The sequence below is a fragment of the Variovorax sp. OK212 genome (assembly GCF_900112425.1).
Taxonomy (GTDB): Bacteria; Pseudomonadota; Gammaproteobacteria; order Burkholderiales; family Burkholderiaceae_C; genus Variovorax.
Genome location: NZ_FOLP01000005.1, coordinates 33620 through 53924, shown reverse-complemented (window position 1 = coordinate 53924; position 20305 = coordinate 33620). Strand labels below are relative to the sequence as shown.

General features: G+C 66.7%; 16 protein-coding genes. 2 read left to right on the top strand and 14 right to left on the bottom strand.

All coding sequences use genetic code 11. From position 1 onward, the window contains the following. Positions 1-28: 28 nt before the first annotated feature. The 4 genes from BM004_RS16815 to BM004_RS16800 are packed head-to-tail and all read right to left on the bottom strand — an operon-like array spanning position 29 to position 3711. Positions 29-1156 (bottom strand): sterol desaturase family protein, encoded by a 1128-nt coding sequence (locus BM004_RS16815; RefSeq protein ID WP_093215105.1) that lies wholly within the window; start codon positions 1154-1156, stop codon positions 29-31. Between the two features lie 52 nt (positions 1157-1208). Next, the gene (locus BM004_RS16810) at positions 1209-2486 is read right to left on the bottom strand and encodes a beta-ketoacyl-[acyl-carrier-protein] synthase family protein (protein ID WP_093128792.1); all 1278 of its coding nucleotides are present in this window, start codon (positions 2484-2486) and stop codon (positions 1209-1211) included. Further along, entirely contained in the window at positions 2483-2806 is a 324-nt protein-coding gene (locus tag BM004_RS16805) for a phosphopantetheine-binding protein (protein ID WP_093215101.1), read from the bottom strand. Before BM004_RS16805 ends, BM004_RS16810 begins: the two co-directional genes overlap by 4 nt. Positions 2807-2850: 44 nt before the next feature. Then, positions 2851-3711 (bottom strand): alpha/beta hydrolase, encoded by an 861-nt coding sequence (locus tag BM004_RS16800; RefSeq protein WP_093128790.1) that lies wholly within the window; start codon positions 3709-3711, stop codon positions 2851-2853. Positions 3712-3852: 141 nt separating this feature from the next. On the opposite strand from BM004_RS16800, the gene BM004_RS16795 reads away from it, so the two are divergent. Together BM004_RS16795 and BM004_RS16790 are read left to right on the top strand one after the other, a co-directional pair. Continuing rightward, the gene (locus tag BM004_RS16795; protein WP_093128789.1) at positions 3853-4542 is read left to right on the top strand and encodes a response regulator transcription factor; all 690 of its coding nucleotides are present in this window, start codon (positions 3853-3855) and stop codon (positions 4540-4542) included. Between the two features lie 121 nt (positions 4543-4663). Next, entirely contained in the window at positions 4664-5995 is a 1332-nt protein-coding gene (locus BM004_RS16790) for a sensor histidine kinase (protein WP_093128788.1), read from the top strand. A 153-nt stretch (positions 5996-6148) separates the two neighbouring features. Here the strand turns inward: BM004_RS16790 and BM004_RS42475 are convergent, their stop codons facing one another. The 10 genes from BM004_RS42475 to BM004_RS16740 form a co-directional block, all read right to left on the bottom strand. Continuing rightward, a complete protein-coding gene (locus BM004_RS42475; RefSeq protein WP_371269720.1) occupies positions 6149-6808 on the bottom strand; it encodes an SMU1112c/YaeR family gloxylase I-like metalloprotein in 660 nt (219 codons plus the stop codon). Positions 6809-6908: 100 nt separating this feature from the next. Then, positions 6909-7373, bottom strand: a complete 465-nt coding sequence (locus BM004_RS16780) for a GNAT family N-acetyltransferase (protein ID WP_093215099.1) — start codon at positions 7371-7373, stop codon at positions 6909-6911. After that, positions 7370-7852, bottom strand: a complete 483-nt coding sequence (locus BM004_RS16775) for a RidA family protein (RefSeq protein WP_093128785.1) — start codon at positions 7850-7852, stop codon at positions 7370-7372. Before BM004_RS16775 ends, BM004_RS16780 begins: the two co-directional genes overlap by 4 nt. 105 nt (positions 7853-7957) lie before the next feature. After that, on the bottom strand, positions 7958-9235 hold the full coding sequence (locus BM004_RS16770; RefSeq protein ID WP_143120466.1) for a hypothetical protein: 1278 nt from the start codon (positions 9233-9235) through the stop codon (positions 7958-7960). Positions 9236-9448: 213 nt separating this feature from the next. Continuing rightward, a complete protein-coding gene (locus tag BM004_RS16765; RefSeq protein WP_143072441.1) occupies positions 9449-10708 on the bottom strand; it encodes a pentapeptide repeat-containing protein in 1260 nt (419 codons plus the stop codon). A gap of 204 nt (positions 10709-10912) precedes the next feature. Then, positions 10913-12103 (bottom strand): hypothetical protein, encoded by a 1191-nt coding sequence (locus tag BM004_RS16760; protein ID WP_093215091.1) that lies wholly within the window; start codon positions 12101-12103, stop codon positions 10913-10915. Between the two features lie 82 nt (positions 12104-12185). Beyond that, complete coding sequence (locus BM004_RS16755) at positions 12186-15341, bottom strand: metallophosphoesterase (RefSeq protein ID WP_177206519.1); 3156 nt, start codon at positions 15339-15341, stop codon at positions 12186-12188. Positions 15342-15343: 2 nt separating this feature from the next. Then, the gene (locus tag BM004_RS16750) at positions 15344-16498 is read right to left on the bottom strand and encodes a DUF4123 domain-containing protein (protein ID WP_093334547.1); all 1155 of its coding nucleotides are present in this window, start codon (positions 16496-16498) and stop codon (positions 15344-15346) included. Between the two features lies 1 nt (position 16499). Then, positions 16500-19004, bottom strand: coding sequence for a type VI secretion system Vgr family protein (locus BM004_RS16745; RefSeq protein WP_093215081.1), 2505 nt, complete (start codon positions 19002-19004; stop codon positions 16500-16502). A 160-nt stretch (positions 19005-19164) separates the two neighbouring features. Further along, positions 19165-20268: an alkene reductase gene (locus BM004_RS16740; protein WP_093128780.1), complete on the bottom strand. Its 1104-nt coding sequence runs from the start codon at positions 20266-20268 to the stop codon at positions 19165-19167. Between the last annotated feature and the right edge of the window lie 37 nt (positions 20269-20305).

The window sequence follows — 20305 nt, the reverse complement described above, 5'->3', positions numbered from 1 at the left end:
GCCGAGCATAGCGAGGCTCAGGCCAGGATCAAGTCAGCAGCCACGCGGAAAGCGCGAGCAGCGCGAGCTGCGCGCCCCACGCCCATCGCAGCCGCAGCTTCGCGTCGAGCACCGCGCCGAGGGTCCAGAAACCGCCGACCGCCAGTGCGAGCAGCGCCAGGCCGGTGTGGAACGCCAGGTCGTCGGCGCGCCACAGGAAGGCCAGCGTCACGCCGACCCAGCTCGCGAAATGCACCGAGGCCGATGCCGCTTGTATGCGTGTCAGCGCCGGGCCGTGGAGCTGCCTGGCTTCTTCCATCGAGAACGGCGCATCGGGGAAGCGCGCCGCCACGTCGGCCGGGCGCCAGCCGGGCGGCTTGAACCACACGGCGGCCTTGTCCCGCCAGCGCCGCGTGTGCCATGCGTCGCGCAGCAGCGGCAGGTACGGTCCGAGGATGGCGCGCACCGGGTCGAAGCTGGCCAGTGCCTTGCGCGTGCCGTAGACGCAGGGCTCCTTCTCTTCGGCGAAGGTGCCGAACAGGCGGTCCCACACCACCAGCATGCCGCCGTAGTTGCGGTCGAGGTAGCCGTCGTTCACCGCGTGGTGCACGCGGTGGTTCGAGGGCGAGGAGAACACGCGGTCGAACCAGCCGAGCTTGCCGATGTGCTCGGTATGGATCCAGAACTGGTAGACCAGCACGATCAGCCCCGCCAGGCCGAACTGCTCGGGCGGCACGCCCACCACCGCCATCGGCAGGTAGAAGGCCCAACCCAGGAAGGCCACGGTGCTCTCCTGCCGCAGCGCGGTGGAGAAGTTGAAGTGCTGGCTCTGGTGATGCACCGAGTGCGCGGCCCAGAACACGGCCGACTCGTGGCCCGCGCGGTGCAGCCAGTAGTCGAAGAAGTCGAACAGCAGCACGGCCACGATCCAGCCGATGGCGCCGTCCCAGAAGTCGGGCCGGGTCCAGACCGCGACCAGCGGATAGACCATCGCGTACAGGCCGATCTGGAACAGCTGCGTGCACACCGCGAGCGCCTGGCTCAGCAGGCCCTGGCTCAGGCTGCCGAGCGTGTCGCCGAAGCGGTAGCTGTTGCGCCGCCGCAGCCACCCCCAGGCGAATTCGCACGCCATGAGCAGCGCGAACACGGGCACCACGAGAACGACCAGCCGATGCACCGTGTTCGTTTTTTCAGGAAGCGTTCAGCGAATCTTCAGTCTTGCCGTGTCGTCAGTCCTGGCGGCCGGCCACGATCACCGCGTTGGTGCCGCCGAAAGCGAAGGAGTTGGACAGCGCATAGCGGATGCCCTTGGCCTCGCGCGCCTCGCCCTGGACGAAGTCGAGATCGAAGGCGGCGTCGGGCGTCTGCAGGTTCGCGATGGGCGGCAGCGTTTCGCGGGCCAGCGCGCGCAGCGTGGCGATGAGTTCGATCGCGCCGCCGCCGCCGAGCACGTGGCCGTGGATGGCCTTGGTGGCGCTGACCGGCACGGACTTGCCGAACACCTCGCGGATCGAGGCGGCTTCCGCGGCGTCGCCGGCCGAGGTGGCCGTGCCGTGCGCGTTGATGTGGCCGATGTCCGAGGCTTCCAGGCCCGCGTCGCGCAGCGCGGCACGCATGGCGCGCACCTGGCCCGCGGTGTCGGGGTTGGTGATGTGCGTGCCGTCGCAATTGGTGGCGTAGCCCGCGAGCACGAAGGGCGCCGCTTCGGCGCCGCGTGCTGCGGCATGCGCCTGCGATTCGAGCACCAGCGCGGCCGCGCCTTCGCCGATGGCAAAGCCCGCGCGGTCGCCCGAGAACGGACGGCAGGCCGAAGCCGGCGCGTCGGCCGGCGGCGTGGCCATCACGCGCATGGCGTTCCAGCTGGCCAGTACGCCAGGCGTGAGCATGGCGTCGTGGCCGCCGACGATGGCCACGTCGATCCAGCCGCCGCGGATGGCGCGCATGGCCTCGCCGATGGCCACGGCCGAGGAGGCACAGGCGCAGGCGTAGGCAATGGCCGAGCCGCGCGCGCCGAAGTGCAGCGCGAGCTCCGCCACGGCGGCGTTGGGCATCACGGTGAGCACGGTGGTCGGGCGCATGCGGCGCTGTTCGCCGTAGAGCGCGCTGGTGGTGTTGTCGAAGGTGCCGGCGCCCGCGAGGCCGCTGCCCCAGAAGACGCCGAGGCGGTCGCGGTCGAGGCTGTCGAGGTCGAGCCCGGCTTCGGACGCGGCATCCTGCGCGGCGGCCAGCGCCATGGCGGTGCCGCGGTCCAGCGGCAGGCGCGAGGTGCTGCGCACGCCGTTCGAGTCGAACTCGCAGGCGGCGACGGCGAGCTGCACCGTGTCCATGCCCTTGATCTCGAGCGCCTGCGCGCGCACGGCCGAGCGGCCCGCGAACAGCGCATCGTCGAAGGCCTCGACGGTGCGGCCGATGGGCGTGATGAAACCGATGCCGCTCACGCGCACCGGCGCGGAGGCGGCGCGCGCGGCCGAGGCGGCGAGAACGGCGTGGGCGGCACCGCTGCTCATGCGGTGGCTTCGGCCGGTTGGATGGACTGGGCGGATGCAGCCGCGGGCGCAGCGGCACCGTTGGCGCTTTCGGCGTCGATCACCTCGCACAGGCGCTGCAGCGTGATGCCGGCTTCGCGCGGGTCGAGCCGGTCTTCCGGAATGCGCAGGTGGAAGGCGTCTTCCACGGCGAAGACGAACTCCATCAGCGCGAGGGAGTCGAGGCCGAGGTCCGACAGCGCGGTGGCCGGCGAGATGGCCGAGCGCTCGACGCGGAAGTCGGTTTCCAGGATCGTGGCGATGCTGTTGAAAGTGGGCGAAGAGGAGACGGAAGAAGACATGGAGATGTTTTCCTTTCAGGCGATGTCGAACGTGTGCGGAGGGTTCAGGCGTACAGCGGATGCTCGGGCATCGTGCCATGCGCCACCGCATCGGCGAACGACACGGTTTCGCGCACAACCTGTTGACGGTCGTTGTCGATGGTGATCATGTGGTAGCTGTTGGCGACCACCACCGTTCGGAATGCGCGGCAGCGAAGGCCGCGCGCGAGGATGTCGAGATTGGCCACGCTGGCCACCTCGTCCTGCTGGGCATGCAATGCGAGCACGTTGGCGCATTGCACGTTGTTGAGGTTGCGCCGCACATGGCGAATGAGCCGGTCGTGCTCGCGCAGGTGGCCCACGCCGATGACCGAGCTGCCGGCGCGCGAGACCTTGCGGTGGCGCAGCTCGCGCTCGATCCAGGCGCGCACACGTTCGTTCTTCACGCCGTAGGGCGGACGTTCGCGGTATTGCCACAAGCGCCCCAGCGGCGTGTAGAAAGCCAGCGGCAGCAGGAACTGCGTGCGCGGAATGGCCCAGCCGTCGAAGCGCAGCGTGGTCGACATGAGCACCAGCGCGTCGACCTCGGCACCGCAGCGGATGGCCGCGCCGAGCGCCAGCGACGAGCCGGCCGAGATGCCGACCAGCATCACGCGGTCGTGCTGCGCGCGCAGCGCCTTCACCTGGGCCTGGATCGCGTCGAGCCAGCGCTCGTACGGCGCGGCGCGCTGCAGCGGCGCGTTCGCGTCGAACGAGTAGCCTTCGATCGTCATCGGGTGCACCGCGTAGCCACGGCTACGCAGCGCCGACTGCACGGTCAGCAACTCGTCAGGCGTGCTGCACAAACCATGCAGCAGGACCACCGCGGTGCGCTGCACCTCGGGCGGGACGATGCTCAACTGATCGGAGGGTTCGCGTGCACTCATCGGGCGGCACGGGCCATGAAAGTGGCCCGTGTTTCGTGTGGCTGTCGTATGCTCATGTGGCGTTTATCGCTTGGAGCGACTGACCGGCCGCTGACCCGTCGATCGCAATGGCAGACCCTCTCCAACCATTCAAAAAATACCATGCGAATCCTGCTTGTCGAAGATGACGCCGTGCTGCGCGACGTGATGCTGCGCAGCCTTGCGGATGCGGGCCATCGCGTCGACGTGTCGACCAACGTCGAGGATGCCGACCACCTGTGGCGCGTGCAGCCTTTCGACGCCGTGCTGCTTGACCTCAACCTGCCCGCCACCGCCAGCCCCACCAGCGGCCTTGCGAGCGGCCTCACCGCGCTGCGCCAGGCGCGTGCGCGCGGCGACCGCACGCCCGTGCTGGTGCTCACCGCGCGCGGGCGCACCGAGGAGCGCATCGCCGGCCTCGATGCCGGCGCCGACGACTACCTGGGCAAGCCCTTCGACCTGGCCGAGGTCGAGGCCCGCCTGCGCGCGCTGGTGCGCCGCGCCAAGGGCACCGAGGACATCGTGCTGCTCGGCCAGCTCAAGCTCGACCGCAAGGCGCGGCGCTTCTCCACCACGGGCGGCCCGCTCGACCTGCCGGCGCGCGAGTTCGAGGTGCTGTGGGAACTCATGAGCCCGCCGGGGCGCACGGTGAGCAAGCGGGCGCTGTCCGACAAGCTCTCGAGCTTCGACGAATCGCTGGGCGACAACGCGCTCGAAGCCTTCATCTCGCGCCTGCGCAAGAAGCTGCAGGGCTCGGGCGCGAGCATCCGCACGCTGCGCGGCATCGGCTACCTGCTCGAGGCCGAGGTGTGATCCGCGCGTGACCGAGCCGACGAAGACAGAGCAGCCAGCCACGCCGGCAGCGCGCGCGGGGGGAAGGGCGAAGGGGGCGAGGGGGACGGGCGCGCGCCCGGCACCGTCGCTCACGCGGCGCGTGCTGCGCAACGTGCTGGTGCCGCTGGCGCTCACGTGGATGGTCGGCGCGGTCATCGCGCTGGTCATCGCCAACTACTTTTCCGAACAGGCCTTCGACCGCGGCATGCTCGACGACGCGTACGCGCTGTCGGCCAACGTGCAGGCGGGCGAGCGCGGCATAGAGCTGCTGCTGACGCCGCGCGAGGTGGCGACCGTGCTGTTCGACCAGGTCGACAAGGTGTACTTCGCGGTGCAGCGGCTCGACGGCACGCTGATCTCGGGCCAGGCCGGCCTGCAGGCGCCGCTGCCGGCCGACGGCGCGCGCTATCGCTTCGCCGACATCGACTACGAGGGCAGCACGCTGCGCGCCGTGGTGCTCGAGCACGACGCCGAGCCCGACATCAGCATGCCCTACCGCGTGATCATTGCGCAGACCACGCTGAGCCGGACCGCGCTGGTGCGCCAGCTGCTGGGCTACGCGCTGGCGCCGCAGATCGTGCTGCTGATCCTGCTGGCCGTGTGGCTCTGGTACGGCATCCGCAGCGACCTGCGCCCGCTCGGCGAGCTGCAGCGCGCGCTCGACCGGCGCGACGTGCACGACCTGTCGCCGGTGTCGGTGGCGCAGACTTCGCGCGAACTGCAGCGCCTGGGCAACGCGGTGAACTCGCTGTTCGAGCGCCTCGGCCACAGCGTGCAGGCGCAGCGCGAGTTCGTGGGCAACGTGGCGCACGAGCTGCGCACACCGCTGGCGGGCATTCGCGCGCTGGCCGAGTACGGGCTGGCGCAGCACGACACCGCCGTGTGGCGCGAGCAGCTCGAGCGCGTGTCGGAGCGCCAAGGCCGCGCCAGCCACCTGATCGACCAGCTGCTGGCGCTGGCGCTGGCCGAAGAGGCGCGCGCGGGGCTGGAGCGCGTGCCGGTGCGGCTCGACGTGCTGGCCGAGCAGACCGTGCTGCGGCACCTCGCCAAGGCCGACGCGCGCGGTGTCGACCTGGGCGCGCGCGGCCTCGACGACGGCGTGGTGGTGCTTGCGAACGAGGCGCTGGTCGAGGGCATCCTCGACAACCTGATCGACAACGCGTTGCGCTACGGCGGGCGCACCATCACGGTGGAGCTGTCGGGCCATACGCTGAGCGTGATCGACGACGGGCCCGGCATTCCCATCGAGGCGCGGCGCGACCTCATGCAGCGCTGGGCGCAAGGGCCGGAAGGTCAGAAGCTGGGCCAGGGCTCGGGCCTGGGGCTGTCGATCGTGTCGCGCTATGCGGAGCTGCTGGGGGCGGAGCTGCGGCTGGAAGCGGCGGAGCCTACGGGGCTTCGCGCGAGCGTGGCTTTCGGCGAGGCGGCGTAGCGCTGCTGTCTTGCGCCTTCCCCTCCCGGGGGAAGGTTGGGATGGGGGCAGGCCTTTGCTTTGATAAGGCGCCGCGTTGGGTTGGAGGCCGCTGTGCCCCCACCCCGCCCTCCCCCGGAAGGGGAGGGAGAAAGAAAGAGAGAAAGAAGAAAACTACAGGGCCGTGCCCTGGTGAAACACCATGCGCCAGCGGCCGTGCCGGCGCTTCCACAGCGAGCTGCGCAAGGAGTCCGCGGCAGGCCTTTCGGGAATGGCTTCGCGGTGTGCGCGGTAGGTGACCAGCGCCACGTCGCTCGCCATGCGCAGCACGCGAAAGTTCGACATCGTGCGCAAGGAAAAAGCCTCACCGCGCAAGGCCTCGACGATCGCGGCGCGGGTCCACACGGCGCCCGAGACGCCGAGTTCATGGAAGTCGTCGTCGAGCAGCTCCTCGAGTCGCACGGCGCTCGCGCGCACCTCGCGCAGGTGCAGCGCGCCTTCGAGTTTCAGCAGCAGCGCATCGAGGGCTTCGGCCGGCGCGGCTTCGTAGAGCTCCAGCGGAAGGCCGTCGGGATCGGCGAAGAAGGTGAAGCGCCGGCCGGTGAATTCGTCGGTGCGCAAGGGCTCGACGGCGATGCCTTGTGCGGCGAGTTCGTCGGCAGCGGCCTGCACGTCGTGCACTTCGAAGGACAGGTGACGCAGGCCCTGCGCTTCAGGACGCGTGGGCCGCGCGGGCGCCTGAGGGAAGGAGAAGAGCTCGATCTGCGAGCCGTCCGGCAACGCCAGGTCGAGCTTGTGCGAGTCGCGCGCGGCGCGGTAGTTTTCGGCGACCACGCGCAGGCCCAGAACCTCGGTTAGAAGCGCTTCGACACCGCGTAGTCGGCGCAGATGATCGCGGCATGGTGGATGCGGTCGAGCTGCATCGGAGTGGCTGCTACAGCGGCTTGCGAAGGTAGACGCGCGTGCGGCCGTCGAGCGACTCGCGCCTGTATTCGACATAGCCGATGCGCTGGTAGAGCGTGAGGTTCTCGGTCATCTTCTCGTTGGTGAAAAGATAGACCGACGCATGGCCTTGCCGCAGCGCCTCGCGCTCCGCCAGTTCGAGCAATGCGCGACCGAGGCCCGTGCCCTGGTGCTGCGGCAGCACGGCGATCACGTCGATCAGGAAGCCTTCGCCGGTCACGTCGAGCAGCAATGCGGCCACGGTCTCGCCGTGCAGTGTGGCGACCCACACCTGCGCGTGGGCAATGGCCTCGCCGTAGTCGCGTGTCATCGGCCGTGGCATGACGCCCAGGCGCGGGATGTAGACGCGGAAGGCCTCGGCGGCACAGGCGGCGACGGCGGCCGTGTCGGGTGCCTCGGCGCGCCGCAAGGTCCATGGATGCGCGGGTGTCGTCACTCGAACTCCACCTCGCCTTCGATCTCCACCGGGAGGTTGAACGGCAGCTCCGCCATGCCCACGGCGCTGCGCGCGTGCGCGCCGACGTCGGGGCCGAAGAGTTCGAGGATGAGATCGGAGAAACCGTTGATGACGGCGGGCTGCCTGTCGAAGCCCGGTGCGCTGGCGACCATGCCGAACACGCGCGTCCACGCGGTGATGCGGTCGAGATCGCCGAGCGCGCGCTGCAGGCTGCCGAGCATCGCCAGCGCCGTGAGCCGAGCGGCCGCGTAGCCTTGCTCGACGCTCAGCTCGCGGCCCAGCTTGCCGAGCGGCGCGGCGATGGTGCCGTCGGCGTTGAGCGGGCCGTGGCCCGAGACGATCGCGCGGCGGCGGATGACGCGCACGAACTGGAACGGAAGGACGACGCCGGGCGGTGGCGTCACGGGCGGCGGGAGGACGAGGCCCAGGGCGGCGAGGCGTTCGGTGATGCGGGGCATGGTGTCGGTGTTCGTGCGTGCGGGGTGCGAAGTGCGTGCATTCGTTCGAAGGGAACACCGAGGGTAAGCGCGGACTGCCCCCCAGGCAATCCGGCACGCGGCGCTTCAGCGCGCGGAGCGCGGCTGCAGCCGGATGTTCGAACCGTCCATCTGGTCGACACGCCCGAAGGTGCTGCCGGCGCTCAGGTCCACTTTCTGCTGTGCTGCCTGGGTGCCGTGGAAGTCCAGCTTGCCGGTGATGCGGGTGCCGGAAATCTCGAGATCGGCAACGCGGCTGTTGGACATGTTGGCGCGCATGATCTGGTTGTCCTTCAGCACGAGACGCTGCGTGTGGAGATAGCTCGCGTCAAGCGTCGGGATGGTCGAGTTCCGGATGTCGATCGACTGGCTGATGTTCGAGATCCGGTCGAAACTCTTGAGCGAGAAGCCGCCCGCGATCGTCACGGGTTCGGAAGAGAGGTCGCCGCCGAAGACGACGGTGTCGATCTCTATCGACTGGATGCCGCCGGCATAGGCCTCGAAGATCTTCCTGCCGTTGCCCAGGATCTGGCTGTTGCGAATGCGCAGGCCGCCGGCCTGCTTGACGTAGGCGTTGATGTAGCCGCCCTTGATTCTTTCCATCACCACGTTGCCTTTGACGGTGGCGTCGCGCAGGTCGAGATTTTCCAGGACGGTGTCGTGGAGAGTGAGCGATTGAAGATCACTGGCAACCATGCCGAAACTGCCGCGCAGCTTGGAATGCTTGATGACCACGACCGCCGATTCATGGCTCGTGCCGCTGTTCGCGGCGCTGTCGGTCCAGATACCCACGTCTTGCGTTTCGCATCTGTCCATCACGATCTGCTTGTAGCCGGCAAGGTCGAACCACTTTGCCTTGCAGTCGACAAAAGTGGCATCGCCTCTGCTGCCGATACCACCCCAGTTGTTCGGATTCGGATCTGTACCGACAAACACACAGGTCTCGAAGCGGATGTCGGAACTCCCACTGAAGTCGATCACGTTGCTTTGCCCACCGGCTTGACAGCGCACAAAGCGAATCGACGTCGCAATGCCCCAGTTGATGATTCCTGCGAATCGACAGTTCTCGAAGATGCAATTCCGTAGTTCACTGAGCTTGATTTCGTAGCCGCCCACGAAGTCGCATTTCACGAATTTGATGTTGTGCCACGCGACGTCGTGAAAGTTCGCGCCACTGACTTCTGCGCCATCGACCAGCAGTTGCGAGTTTCCCGTTTCCTTTTGTCGAAGTGCTGGATCGCGCAGGTAGTCATAGGTTTTCCCAAACGACCGGATGTTTTTCTTGTCGACCATGGAATATCCAAAAAGAAGAGGTGAGAACGATGCCAATGCAGCTGCAGCAGATAGAAGAGAGCGCCGGTTCATTGCGGTTCTCCTGATTCACTTTTCGCCGTCTGGATTGATGGCCTCCTTGGACTGCACATACCCCTTGCCCTTGTAGTTTTTCGCCAGAAACTTCCAGTCGGGAACTTCCCCTCGTTCTTGCCGCTTTCGAACGGCGTTCCTGCGTGCGAAGTGAACACCAGGGATATGCGCGGACAGCGTTGGGTGGCAACTCGGCACCCGGCACTCGTCATTTCAGCGCGCGGAGCGCGGCTGCAGCCGGATGTTCGAACCGTCCATCTGGTCGACGCGTCCGAAGGTGCTGCCGGCGCTCAGGTCCACTTTCTGCTGCGCGGCCTGGGTGCCATGGAAGTCCAGCTTTCCGGTGATGCGGGTGTCGGAAATCTCCAGGTCTGCAACGCGGCTGTTGGACATGTTGGCGCGCATGATCTGGTTGTTCTTCAGCACGAGGCGCTGCGTGTGGAGATAGCTCGCGTCAAGCGTTGGGATGGTCGAGTTCCGGATGTCGATCGATTGGCTGACGTTCGAAATCCGGTCGGCACTCTTGAGCGAGAAGCCGCCCGCGATGGTCACGGGTTCGGAAGAGAGGTCGCCGCCGAAGACGACGGTGTCGATCTCTATCGACTGGATGCCACCGGCATAGGCCTCGAAGATCTTCCTGCCGTTGCCCAGGACCTGGCTGTTGCGAATGCGCAGGCCGCCGGCCTGCTTGACGTAGGCGTTGATGTAGCCGCCCTTGATTCTTTCCATGGTCACGTCGCCTTTGACGGTGGCGTCGCGCAGGTCGAGATACTCCAGCACCGTGTCGCGAACCGTGAGCGACACAAGCGTGGCTGGCCTCATGTCGAACTTTCCGAAAAGCTTCGATCGTTCGATCAGCACCTCGGAGCCACCTCCGTCCTTGCTGACGCTGCAATCGACATCGATGAATTCGCAGTCGACGATGGTGTGCCTGGTCTCGCTCACTACATTCGTCCATTTCATCTTGCAGCGCGTGAACTCGGTTTCTCCGTACGACCCCATGCCGCCCCAACGGTTCGGATCGGTTTCCGTACCGATGAAGATGCAATCGGAAAACCTGACACCGTTGCTACCAGTACCTCCGACCACGACGGTGTTCGCCTTGGCCAGGCAACGCTGGAAGTCGACGTTTGTCAGTTTTCCGAAGTTGAATATCCCGGCGAATCGGCAATCTTCAAACGCAACGGATTCCATGTCGGCCTTGATCTCGTAGGCACCGACGAAATCGCAGTCGATGAACTTGAGGTTGCGCCACAGGAGGCCGTCGAAAACAGTGCCGCTCAACACCACGCCGCGAATCTCGAGTGGCGCGTCGCCGGCCTCCCTGGTGCGCAGTTCAGGGTCTTGGAGGTAGTCGAACTTCTTTCCCAGCGTGCGTACGTTGTTCTTGACCATGGCGAATCCGGTGGTGAATGCAGCGCTTGCTGCGAGAGAGATGGAGGCACGCAGAACCGAGCGCCGTTGCATGTACATGCTGTTCTCTATGTTGTCTTCGGCTTCTTGCCGGTAATGGCTTCCAGTGCAGAGACGTAGCCGCTGTTCTCGCAGTACGTTGCCAGAGACTTTCAGTCGGGAACGTCCCCTCGTTCTTGCCGCCTTCGAACGGCGTGCCTGTCTGCGAAGTGAACATCAGGGGTAAGCGCGGACTGCTCCTGAGGTAATCCGGTCCGGCGCACTTCAGCGCGTGGAGCGCGGCTGCAGCCGGATGTTCGAACCGTCCATCTGGTCGACGCGCCCGAAGGTGCTGCCGGCGCTCAGGTCCACTTTCTGCTGCGTGGCCTGCGTACCGTGGAAGTCCAGCTTGCCGGTGATGCGGGTGCCGGAAATTTCGAGATCGGCAACGCGGCTGTTGGACATGTTGGCACGCATGATCTGGTTGTCCTGCAGCACGAGGCGCTGCGTGTGGAGATAGCTCGCATCGAGCGTCGGGATGGTCGAGTTCCGGATGTCGATCGACTGGCTGATGTTCGAGATCCGGTCGGCACTCTTGAGCGAGAAGCCGCCCGCGATGGTCACGGGTTCGGAAGAGAGGTCGCCGCCGAAGACGACGGTGTCGATCTCTATCGACTGGATGCCGCCGGCATAGGCCTCGAAGATCTTCCTGCCGTTGCCCAGGATCTGGCTGTTGCGAATGCGCAGGCCGCCGGCCTGCCTGACGTAGGCGTTGATGTAGCCGCCCTTGATTCTTTCCATGGTCACGTCGCCTTTGACGGTGGCGTCGCGCAGGTCGAGATTTTCCAGGACGGTGTCCTGGACAGTGAGCGAGAGCAGAAGCGAGCCTCCTCCCGATAGATCGAGCGTGCCCCGGAGCTTGCACTTGTCGATGAAGACATGCGAGCCGCCGTGTTCGTGCCAAGGCACTGCGTTCACATCCTCGATGCTGCAATCGACAAGATCGAGCTTGGAGTGACCACGCAAGTTGAACCACTTTGCCTCGCAGGCCATGAATGTGGCTTGGGCGTAGCTTCCGACGGAACCCCATTCATTCGGCTCGCTGGACTTGCCCACGAAGGAACACTTTTCGAAAACAAGATTCTTGCTGTCGGATTGCCCCTGTATGAAGGTGCGTCCTCGCGCCTGGCATCGCAAGAATTTGACGTCGACCATGTCGCCGAAGCTGTGAATGCCGCCGAATCGGCAGTTTTCAAACAAGGACTGCTCCAGGCGCTCGAGCTTGATTTCATAGGCGCCGATGAAGTCGCAGTTCACAAACCTGAGGTTCCGCCAGATCAGGTCTGCAAAGTTGACGCCGCTGAACTCCGCGCCATCGATGACGAGCACACTGTCGCCGATGTCTTTCGTGCGCAATGCGGGATCTTGCAGATGGCTGTAGATCTTGCCGAAGCTCTTGATGTTCGTCTTGTTCATGGAGCTTTCCGCGTATGAAAATGCTCCCCCGGCCATGGTGGCAACGCCCCCAAGAAAACCGCGACGTCGCATGGTTGAACCCTCATTGTTTTGCCTCTTTTGCTTTCGCGGGATCGATGGCCTCATCCACTGGCGTGTATCCCTTGTTCGCGTAGTACTTCGCCAGAAACTTCCAGTCGGGAACCTCCCCTCGTTCTTCCGCCGGCCTGCGAAAGAACCACTTCGAAGTCCCCGTCGCACGGTAATCCATGCCCCCGCCCTTGAGCACCGTACCGAACACGCCGATCTCCAGCGGAAACATCCACGGGTCCGTGCAATCCATGTCCTTGCTCCAGTCGTCCTTGCCGACCTGGGGCTGCTTGAGCAGCACTTCGCAGAATGCCTGCACGGTGACTGCGCCGTCGCCCAGGGCCCGTATCAGCACGGCATGGTCCTCGGGCTTGAACGTGACGGAAGGGGCCTTGGGGTCTGCATCGAAGGCGGTCGTCAGCACATGCCATTGCTTCACGACGCGTTTCTCCTCGTCCATGCCGCCTTCGAACACCCAGAACCTGACGCCTGCGATGCATGACAGCCTGGCCACGGTCGTGCTCAGCGCCAGCGGCACCGTCCATCCCGCCTGTATGAGTTGCGTCGGCGTGAAAGCCAGGGGCGTCTCGATGCCCTTGTCCGGGTGCCGGCTCATCACGGCCATGTAGTCCAGCGCCACCGCAAGGCGGGGCTTCTCGTTGAGCGGCGCACCGGCGCTTCGGCGCGAGCGCTGTGTCATGACCTGGGTGATGACGCCGGTCGCCGGGTCCAGCAGCGTGCCCGAGGGCGGGCGCAAGGTCCAGCCGTCGAGTTCGTTGTCGAGGTTCTGCTTGCCGACCGGTCCGCCGCTGCTGCTGACGATGAAGCGCGTGCGCTGGCGTGCCGGGGCTTTCACGGTCTCGCTGCGGATGCCGGGGTCCACGGCATTCGTGACCTGGATCATGCGGGCGCCGCTGGAGGGTTGGCACCACGCGACGCTGTAGACGCCGCTGCGATGGCTGTGGCCGCTGAAGTGCCAGTCCACCGCGGTCTCGGGCGTCGCGCTGCCGGCATTGCCACCCTCGACATTCACGAAGCGCTCGAAATAGGCGTCCTGGTTGATCTCGCAGGTGCCGGTGTTGACTTGGTTGAAACCGGGCTGCCCGCGAAGGGGCGCGCCCAGGGGACTGCTCGAAGGAACGAAGCGCGCCTGCGCGGGTGCCGTGGAGTAGGGCAGCGGTTCGTCGTAGTTGATGATGGTGAAGTGCGTCGCCACCGTGAGGCTGGCGCCCGGGCTCGCACGCTTGTGGTTCTGGGCCTGGCCCAGCAACTGCAGCTGCCTGGTGCTGAAGGACTGGGTCGCGCGCGGCAGGATGCCGGTGCCTTGCCGGTCGGTCGTGGTGACAGCCACGCCGCTCACCGTGAGGTTCTTGAAGTTCTCGCCTTGCCCCCAGCCCAGCGCCGCGATCACCTGCGTCGCGGGACCGGGCCGGTCGGGCTCGACGCCCAGCGCGATCAGCACGTCCTCCAGCGGCGTGAACAGGGTGTGGAACCAGTCGTAGTTCTCGGTCCGGTAGTTGTTGCCGGTCAGCGCTTGCGCATAGGTGGGGCCGTACGCCAGCGTGGCCTCGTAGATGCTCATGTTGTGGTCGGCCGAGATGCCTTCGTTGGCCTTGTTGTTGTGCCACTGGCTGGCGCTGTCGAAGTTCTTGTACGTCTGCGCCAGGTCCTCGATATGCAGGTTCTTGTTGCTGTTGACCACGCGGCGTCCGATCTCGGCCATGGGGCCGATCCGGCTGGACGGGTGCGGGCCGCCGCGCGTGTGGACGGTGACGGTGGGGCGGAAGGCGCGTTCCCTGCCCCAGCCATCGGGGTCCAGCGTGTCGGTGGTGTCCTCGAGCACGCCCATGGCGGCGCCCCAGTCGTTGATGCGCGGGCTGATGCCGTAGGGCACCGCGTAGGCTTCGTGGTTGCCGCTGGTCATGAAGACAGGCAGCTTGAGCTCGTTGTAGGCGTAGCGCACCAGGCTGAAGGCCAGCATGTCGTCCTGGCCGCGCGGATACAGGCCCGGCGTGTTGAAGTGGTTCAACACGTTGAACTTCTTCCATTGCTCGCCGATGGCGTCGCCGACGAGCCGGGGGTCGATGTTGCGGTTGAAGTCGATCAGGTCGCCGGTGAAGAGCAGCGCGGTGTCGGGCTTCCTGCCGGCACCGATCTTGTCGAAGAGCGCCTTGAGCGCATTGAAGCTGTTGCACACGCGCGCGCCGACCGCGGGCCCTTCGAAGCTGCCGCTGTCCTCGATGACGCGCGCGGGCGACTTGGCCAGCGCGTTGTGCCGCACGTTGATGTGCACGTCGCTCAGGTGCGCGAGCTTCAGCGGCGCGTTGCCTGACAGCCGGATGACCGGGTGCCACGCCGCCAGGCGCTGCGAGGCATCGAGGGCCAGCGTGTGGGCCTTCTGCGCCGTCTGCGCCACGTCGTATTCCACCAGGCTGGTTTCCTTGCCCCTGGGCGCGCTGCCGGTGTTCGCGGGCTGGTGCCGGTGGCGCGGGTCGTCGACCTGGGCTGCAAGGAAGGACTCGACCAGCAGGTCCTGCGAGTGCACGGTGCCGACCGCGCACAGCGTGGGCAGGTTCTGCTTTTGCTGCGGCGTGGGTTCGACCATCCAGGCGAAGCTCCTGAAGCTGTCGGTCGCGGGCTGCACGGCGAGCTTGTCGATGTCGAGGTCGACCTCGTAGACATGGCCGCCCGTGAAGCCCGAGGCGGTGTATGCGCCGACGGCCTGCGGGCTGAGCGTGGCGAAGACCTCGCCCTTCTGGTTGTAGATGAGCGCACCGGCTTCGAACCTGGCGACCCGCCAGACCTTGATGGCGCTGCGGGCCTTGGCGCAGTCCGCGCCGTCGCCGGTCAGCGCGCCCACGCGGATGTCGGTCTCGGGCTTGGTGCCCGTCATGCCGACCAGGCGCAGGTGGCGCGCCACGGTGGCCGCGGCGGTCTGCTCTTCGTCGCCGTCCATCGAGACGAGCTCGGCGCGCTTGTCCTGCGTGAACCGCCGGCCACGGCTGTTGGCCACGCCGAGCGCCGACGTGGCGATGAAGAGGCTGCACCTCTTCTGGCCGGAGGCGATCAGCAGCGGCGTGCCGAGGCTGGGGTAGAGGATCACGGCCACTTGCTGCGCGGGGTCGCTGCAGTCGCACACCGATGCGCCGCTGCTGGGTTCGTTGGCCATGGTCAGCAGGCGCCGGGCAGGGACGCCGCGGCCGACGAGTTGATGGCGGCGAGAAGGACGCTGGACTGCGCGTCGTAGAGCCGGGCCAGCATGGCGTCGCGGTCCTGTGTCCACTCTTGCTGCACGGGCAGGGGCACGCGTGCCAGGACCTCGCGCAGATCGAGAGGGGCGGGCGCTCCCGACAGCGTGTCCAGAAAGCCGGGATGGGCGTGGAAGCGGGCATGCGTGAGCAGCGCCTGGCGGCAGGCCTGTGCCTTGTTGTGCCAGCCCGTGAGCCCCGCGCGATGGGCGAATGCCAACGCGGCCTGCGCGATCTGCCTGCGAAGCGACGGATGCATCTGTGCGAGGCGGTTCGCTGCGTTCGGGTTCGAGGTTTCCAGCTCTTCGGCGAGCAGGGCGACGACGAGATTCGCTTCGCCGGCCTTGTCCATGGCCCGGACCCATTCGGCGGGGAGTTCGAGCGCGGCGTTCGAAGGGGCTGAAGGGGGCGAAGGGGGCGGAGGGGCCGGAGGGGCGATGTCGGCTGATGCGGCGCCCTTGACGTACCGAAGCCGCGCGTCGCCGTCCCAGCCGGCCCACCAGGCGAGCGGCTGGGCGAATTGCCGTTGCGCGGCGGCTGGCCAGTGCGCGAGCATGTCGAAGCCGATGCGCGGATCGAAGTAGCGCAACAGCACGGGCGATCCGTCGGGCAAGGTGCCGGACAGGAAGCCGCGCAGGTGTTCGCAGAGCTTGGGCAGGCGCAGCGGGCTGCCCAGCAGGGTCAGCGCCTGGGCCGCGGCCTGGTGCGCGAGCGAGCGGCGCAGCGACGCGGAAGGGGCCCTTGGCATCTCGATGAGCCATGGCCCGATGTCGGCCATCTCGGCTTCGGGCGTCTGCATGAGCAGGCGCTCGGCGACGAGCTCGTGCATCGCGACCATGTGGCTGACGGCACCTTCCTCGCATTGCCCCGCACTGACCAGCGCGTAGTGGCGCATGGGCATGGGCATGGGCATGGGCATGGGCATGGGCAGGGCTTGCGCCGGTGTCGTCGTTCGTTCGGCACAGAGCAGCCGGTCGATCTGCGCCAGCATGGACCGAAGCAGCACGGCTTGGAACCTGGCGCTTGCGATGTCCACGATGCCGGGGGATGACAGCGCGTTGCTGTTGTTGTTCGTCATGTCACTCCCGCGGCGCGGCGGCCGTTGCGCGGCGCGTCGCACGCTTCATGCACTCCCGGCACACCTTCTGCGCGGAGGGCCCGGGTCGGCTGTCGGGCCCCGGCGCCGCATGCATCGCGGCATGCTCGAACCACGTGCCCAGCGTGCCATGCCGGATGCCGCCTTCGCTCCATTCGCTGAAGCTGGTGCCGCCGTTGATCGTGACCTTCTTCTTGCCGGTGATGTAGACCGTGTCCTCGGTGCTGACGATGTCGAAGTCCTTCAAGGCTGTCGCCTCAATCGCGTCGTCTTGCGCTTCGATGCGGATGTCGCCTTCTGATGCGAAGGCCTTGATGCCGCTCTTGAGCGTGAAGATGCGCATGCCTTCGGCGACGCTTGCGAGGATGCGCCTGGCCGAGCTGATGGAGGTGTGGCCGCCGCTCGTGAGCTGCGTGTGGGCACCGGTGTGGCTGTGCGCGCTTTCCGTCGCGGTGATCGCGATGCCCGCGGGACTGGCGAGCACCAGATGAGGTTCGGCCAGTTCGGGGAAGCGGCCTTCGGCCTTGCCGCTCCCCTGGCCCTTGAGCGCTTCGTTCTGCTGCTTGACGGCCTTGGCGACGGTGGCCTGGTCGTCTTCCCTGTCCTGGGCCTTGGCGATCTGAGCCGCTGCTGCAAGGCCTTCGATCTGCTCGCGTGCCTGCGTGAGGCGCTGCACGGTCTCGCCCATGTCCTTGGCATGGCGAGCCGCCTCCGGCCGCGCCTCGGTGGTGATGAGCAAGCCGTCCTGCGCGCGCAGCACGCCGTGCCCGTCGGTGCGCAGCTCGAAACCCTCGCCCCTGGGGTCCTTGCGCCCCGCGTTGTCCTCCACCCGCGTGATGAACCCCAGGCTCAGGCTCGAGCTCTGGTGGTCGCTCTTGAGCTGCGCCTGGATCCGGCCGTCGGTGTCGTCCATCAGCAGGTGGTTGGCGCGGCCCGCCGCGCCGTTGCCTCCGCCTTTCGTCAGCTCCCGGCTTCGAAAGCCACTCAACGCACCCTGGCCGGGCAACTCCCACGGCGGCATGTTCACCTGGTTGTGCACGCGGCCCGTGCAGATCGGCAGGTCCGGGTCACCGGAGAGGAAGTCGACGATGACTTCCTGGCCGATGCGGGGAAGGTGGATGCCGCCCAGCTGGTTGCCCGCCCACGGTGAACTCACGCGCAGCCAGCAGCTGCTGTGCGGGTCTGTGTTGCCGATGCGATCCCAGGGGAACTGAACCTTGATGCGCCCGAGCGCGTCGGTCCAGATGTTCTCTCCGGCAGGCCCGACCACGAGCGCCACTTGCGAGCCACCCGCACGAGGCTTGGGCTGGGTGAGTGCGGGGCGAAGGGCTTCGGTGACGGGGTGGGCCGTGAAGTCCACGCGGACCTGCCACTGCTGCTTGCGCTCGATCGCTTCCTTGGCCTGGCTGTCCTGGGCCACGTCTTCGATCAGCAAGCGGGTGGAGAGGAGCAGGTACTCGGCGTTGGCGGATTCTCTTGGGTGCTTGTGCAGCTTGAAGGTGCGCCCGGGCACCATGCCTCGGAGGTTGCCGCTGGCTTCGGCCCTGGCACCGTGGGTGCGCAGCGCCTGCATGCGCAGGACCGCCAGCAGGTTGCCTTCACCCCGAGGATCGTTGCCGGCAGCGCTGCCCGCGTTGGGTTGAACGTAGTGGCTGCCGGAATTGGAAGCGTGCCATTCGTAGACCTCGCCATCGGCATGCCCTGTGGGCCGGGGATCCTTTCGACCCACACCCAGGTCGGCTCTCGGCCGGGTGTAGTCGTAGTCCCGTGTCGCATACCTCCCGCTGGTCAGGCGGCTCGCGGGCACAAAGCTGTGGATGTACTCCGCATCGATCTTCCAGCCCGGGGCGTGGTACTCGACCTCTCGATAGGCCGCAGTGTCGGCCTGCCCATACGCCCCCATCGCATCGCAGAGCACCAGCCGGTGTTTCCCCCGCGAATGTTCGAAGTGGTAGCTGATGCCCCATTCCTGGCACAGCCGGCTGAAGAACGCGAAGTCGCTCTCGTTGAACTGGGTCTGGTAGTCGCGCACCGGGTAGGTCTCGACCAGCCGCTTGTCGACGGGGAACGCGTAGTCCGCCAGCAGCGCATCGAGGGTCTGCACCACGGTCTGGTTCTGGAAGATCCGGCAGTCGGTGCTCAGCGTGGCCAGGTGCAGCCAGGGGCGCAGGGTGAGCTTGTACTGGACGTGTCGGCCTTCTTCACCCCAGAGTGCCGCATCGGTGATCAGCGCGTTGATCTGACGAAAGCCCGAGACGCCATCGTCGAGAGCGATCTCGCAGCCGATCTCGCGGCCGACAAATGCATCGAGATCGAAGTCTGCAGCCATCGATGCATCAAGGTTCAATGCATCCGGCGTCTTGAGCAGCAGCTCGTACTCGAAGAGGTGGTTCAGCCCCTCATGGCCCGAGAGGCGAACGGGTGCCAGGGCGGGAGCGCCCTGGCGCATGGGTATCGCGGGAGAGCTGACCGAGAGTGTGCGCGGCATCGACGACTTCCATGACAAGGAACGAGGTCGAGGCAGTTTGCGGAGGGATCAGCGCACGCACTGCAAACAATGGTCAAACCACCCGGAGGTGGCTGAAGAAATGCCACCGGGCGTGGAAAAAGTGGAGCCTCGCGGCGCCCACCTTTCCACGCCGCCGGCATCAGGCCAGTGCCGGATAGTCCGTGTAGCCCTTGGCGCCGCCACCGTACATGGTGGCCTTGTCGATCTCGTTGAGCGGTGCGTTCTCGCGCAGGCGGCGCACCAGGTCGGGGTTCGAGATGAAGGGCTTGCCGAAGGCCACGAGGTCGTCGCCTTCCTTCACGGCTTCCTCGGCCAGCGGGCGGTCGTAGCCGTTGTTCACCATCCATGCGGCCTTGCCGCCGGCTTCGCGGTAGGCGGCCTTCAGCGCTTCGTAGTCGAAGGGGCGGTCGGCAATTTCGCGCGGGCCGCCGGTGGCGCCTTCGATGATGTGGATGTACGCCAGGTTCAGCTGCGCGAGCTGCTTCACCACATAGGTGAACAGCGGCTGCGGGTTGCTGTCGTGCGCGTCGTTGGCTGGCGTCACGGGCGACAGGCGGATGCCGGTCTTGCCGCCACCCACCGCGTCGACCACGGCGCGCGTGGCTTCCAGCAGCAGGCGCGCGCGGTTCTCGATGGTGCCGCCGTAGTCGTCGGTGCGCTTGTTGCTGCCGTCCTTCAGGAACTGGTCGAGCAGGTAGCCGTTGGCGCCGTGCAGTTCCACGCCGTCGAAGCCGGCGGTTTCCACCGCGCTGCGTGCCGCCACCGCGAAGGCGTGGACGATGCCGGGGATCTCGCCGGCGTCGAGCGCGCGCGGCTCGGAGGTGTCGACGAAGCCGGGCACGCCGTCCTTGATGAGCACGGTCTTGGTCTTGGCGGTGATGGCCGATGGCGCCACGGGCTTGCCGCCATCGGGTTGCAGTTCGGTGTGCGAGACGCGGCCCACGTGCCACAGCTGCACGACGATCTTGCCGTCCTTGGCATGCACGGCGTCGGTCACGCGCTTCCAGGCGTCGAGCTGCTCGGTGCCGTAGAGGCCGGGCACGTCCGAGTAGCCCTGGCCCTGGTGGCTGATGGCGGTGGCTTCGGTGATCAGCAGGCCGGCGCTGGCGCGCTGTGCGTAGTAGGTGGTGGCGATGTCCGGAGGAATCGCGTTGGGCGACCGGTTGCGCGTGAGCGGCGCCATCACGATGCGGTTGGCGAGGTTCAGGTCGCCGGCCTGGACGGAGTCGAAGAGGGAGGACATCGTGAAAGGGAAGCAGAGTTGAAAACAGGCGAAGGCT

Excerpts from the sequence above, each read along its gene's own strand:
- BM004_RS16810 (WP_093128792.1), bottom strand. The coding sequence starts at position 2,486 with ATGAGCAGCGGTGCCGCCCACGCCGTTCTCGCCGCCTCGGCCGCGCGC.
- BM004_RS16805 (WP_093215101.1), bottom strand. The coding sequence starts at position 2,806 with ATGTCTTCTTCCGTCTCCTCTTCGCCCACTTTCAACAGCATCGCCACG.
- BM004_RS16800 (WP_093128790.1), bottom strand. The coding sequence starts at position 3,711 with ATGAGTGCACGCGAACCCTCCGATCAGTTGAGCATCGTCCCGCCCGAG.
- BM004_RS16795 (WP_093128789.1), top strand. The coding sequence starts at position 3,853 with ATGCGAATCCTGCTTGTCGAAGATGACGCCGTGCTGCGCGACGTGATG.
- BM004_RS16775 (WP_093128785.1), bottom strand. The coding sequence starts at position 7,852 with ATGCCCCGCATCACCGAACGCCTCGCCGCCCTGGGCCTCGTCCTCCCG.
- BM004_RS16770 (WP_143120466.1), bottom strand. The coding sequence starts at position 9,235 with ATGAACCGGCGCTCTCTTCTATCTGCTGCAGCTGCATTGGCATCGTTC.
- BM004_RS16765 (WP_143072441.1), bottom strand. The coding sequence starts at position 10,708 with ATGTACATGCAACGGCGCTCGGTTCTGCGTGCCTCCATCTCTCTCGCA.
- BM004_RS16760 (WP_093215091.1), bottom strand. The coding sequence starts at position 12,103 with ATGAACAAGACGAACATCAAGAGCTTCGGCAAGATCTACAGCCATCTG.
- BM004_RS16755 (WP_177206519.1), bottom strand. The coding sequence starts at position 15,341 with ATGGCCAACGAACCCAGCAGCGGCGCATCGGTGTGCGACTGCAGCGAC.
- BM004_RS16750 (WP_093334547.1), bottom strand. The coding sequence starts at position 16,498 with ATGACGAACAACAACAGCAACGCGCTGTCATCCCCCGGCATCGTGGAC.
- BM004_RS16745 (WP_093215081.1), bottom strand. The coding sequence starts at position 19,004 with ATGCCGCGCACACTCTCGGTCAGCTCTCCCGCGATACCCATGCGCCAG.
- BM004_RS16740 (WP_093128780.1), bottom strand. The coding sequence starts at position 20,268 with ATGTCCTCCCTCTTCGACTCCGTCCAGGCCGGCGACCTGAACCTCGCC.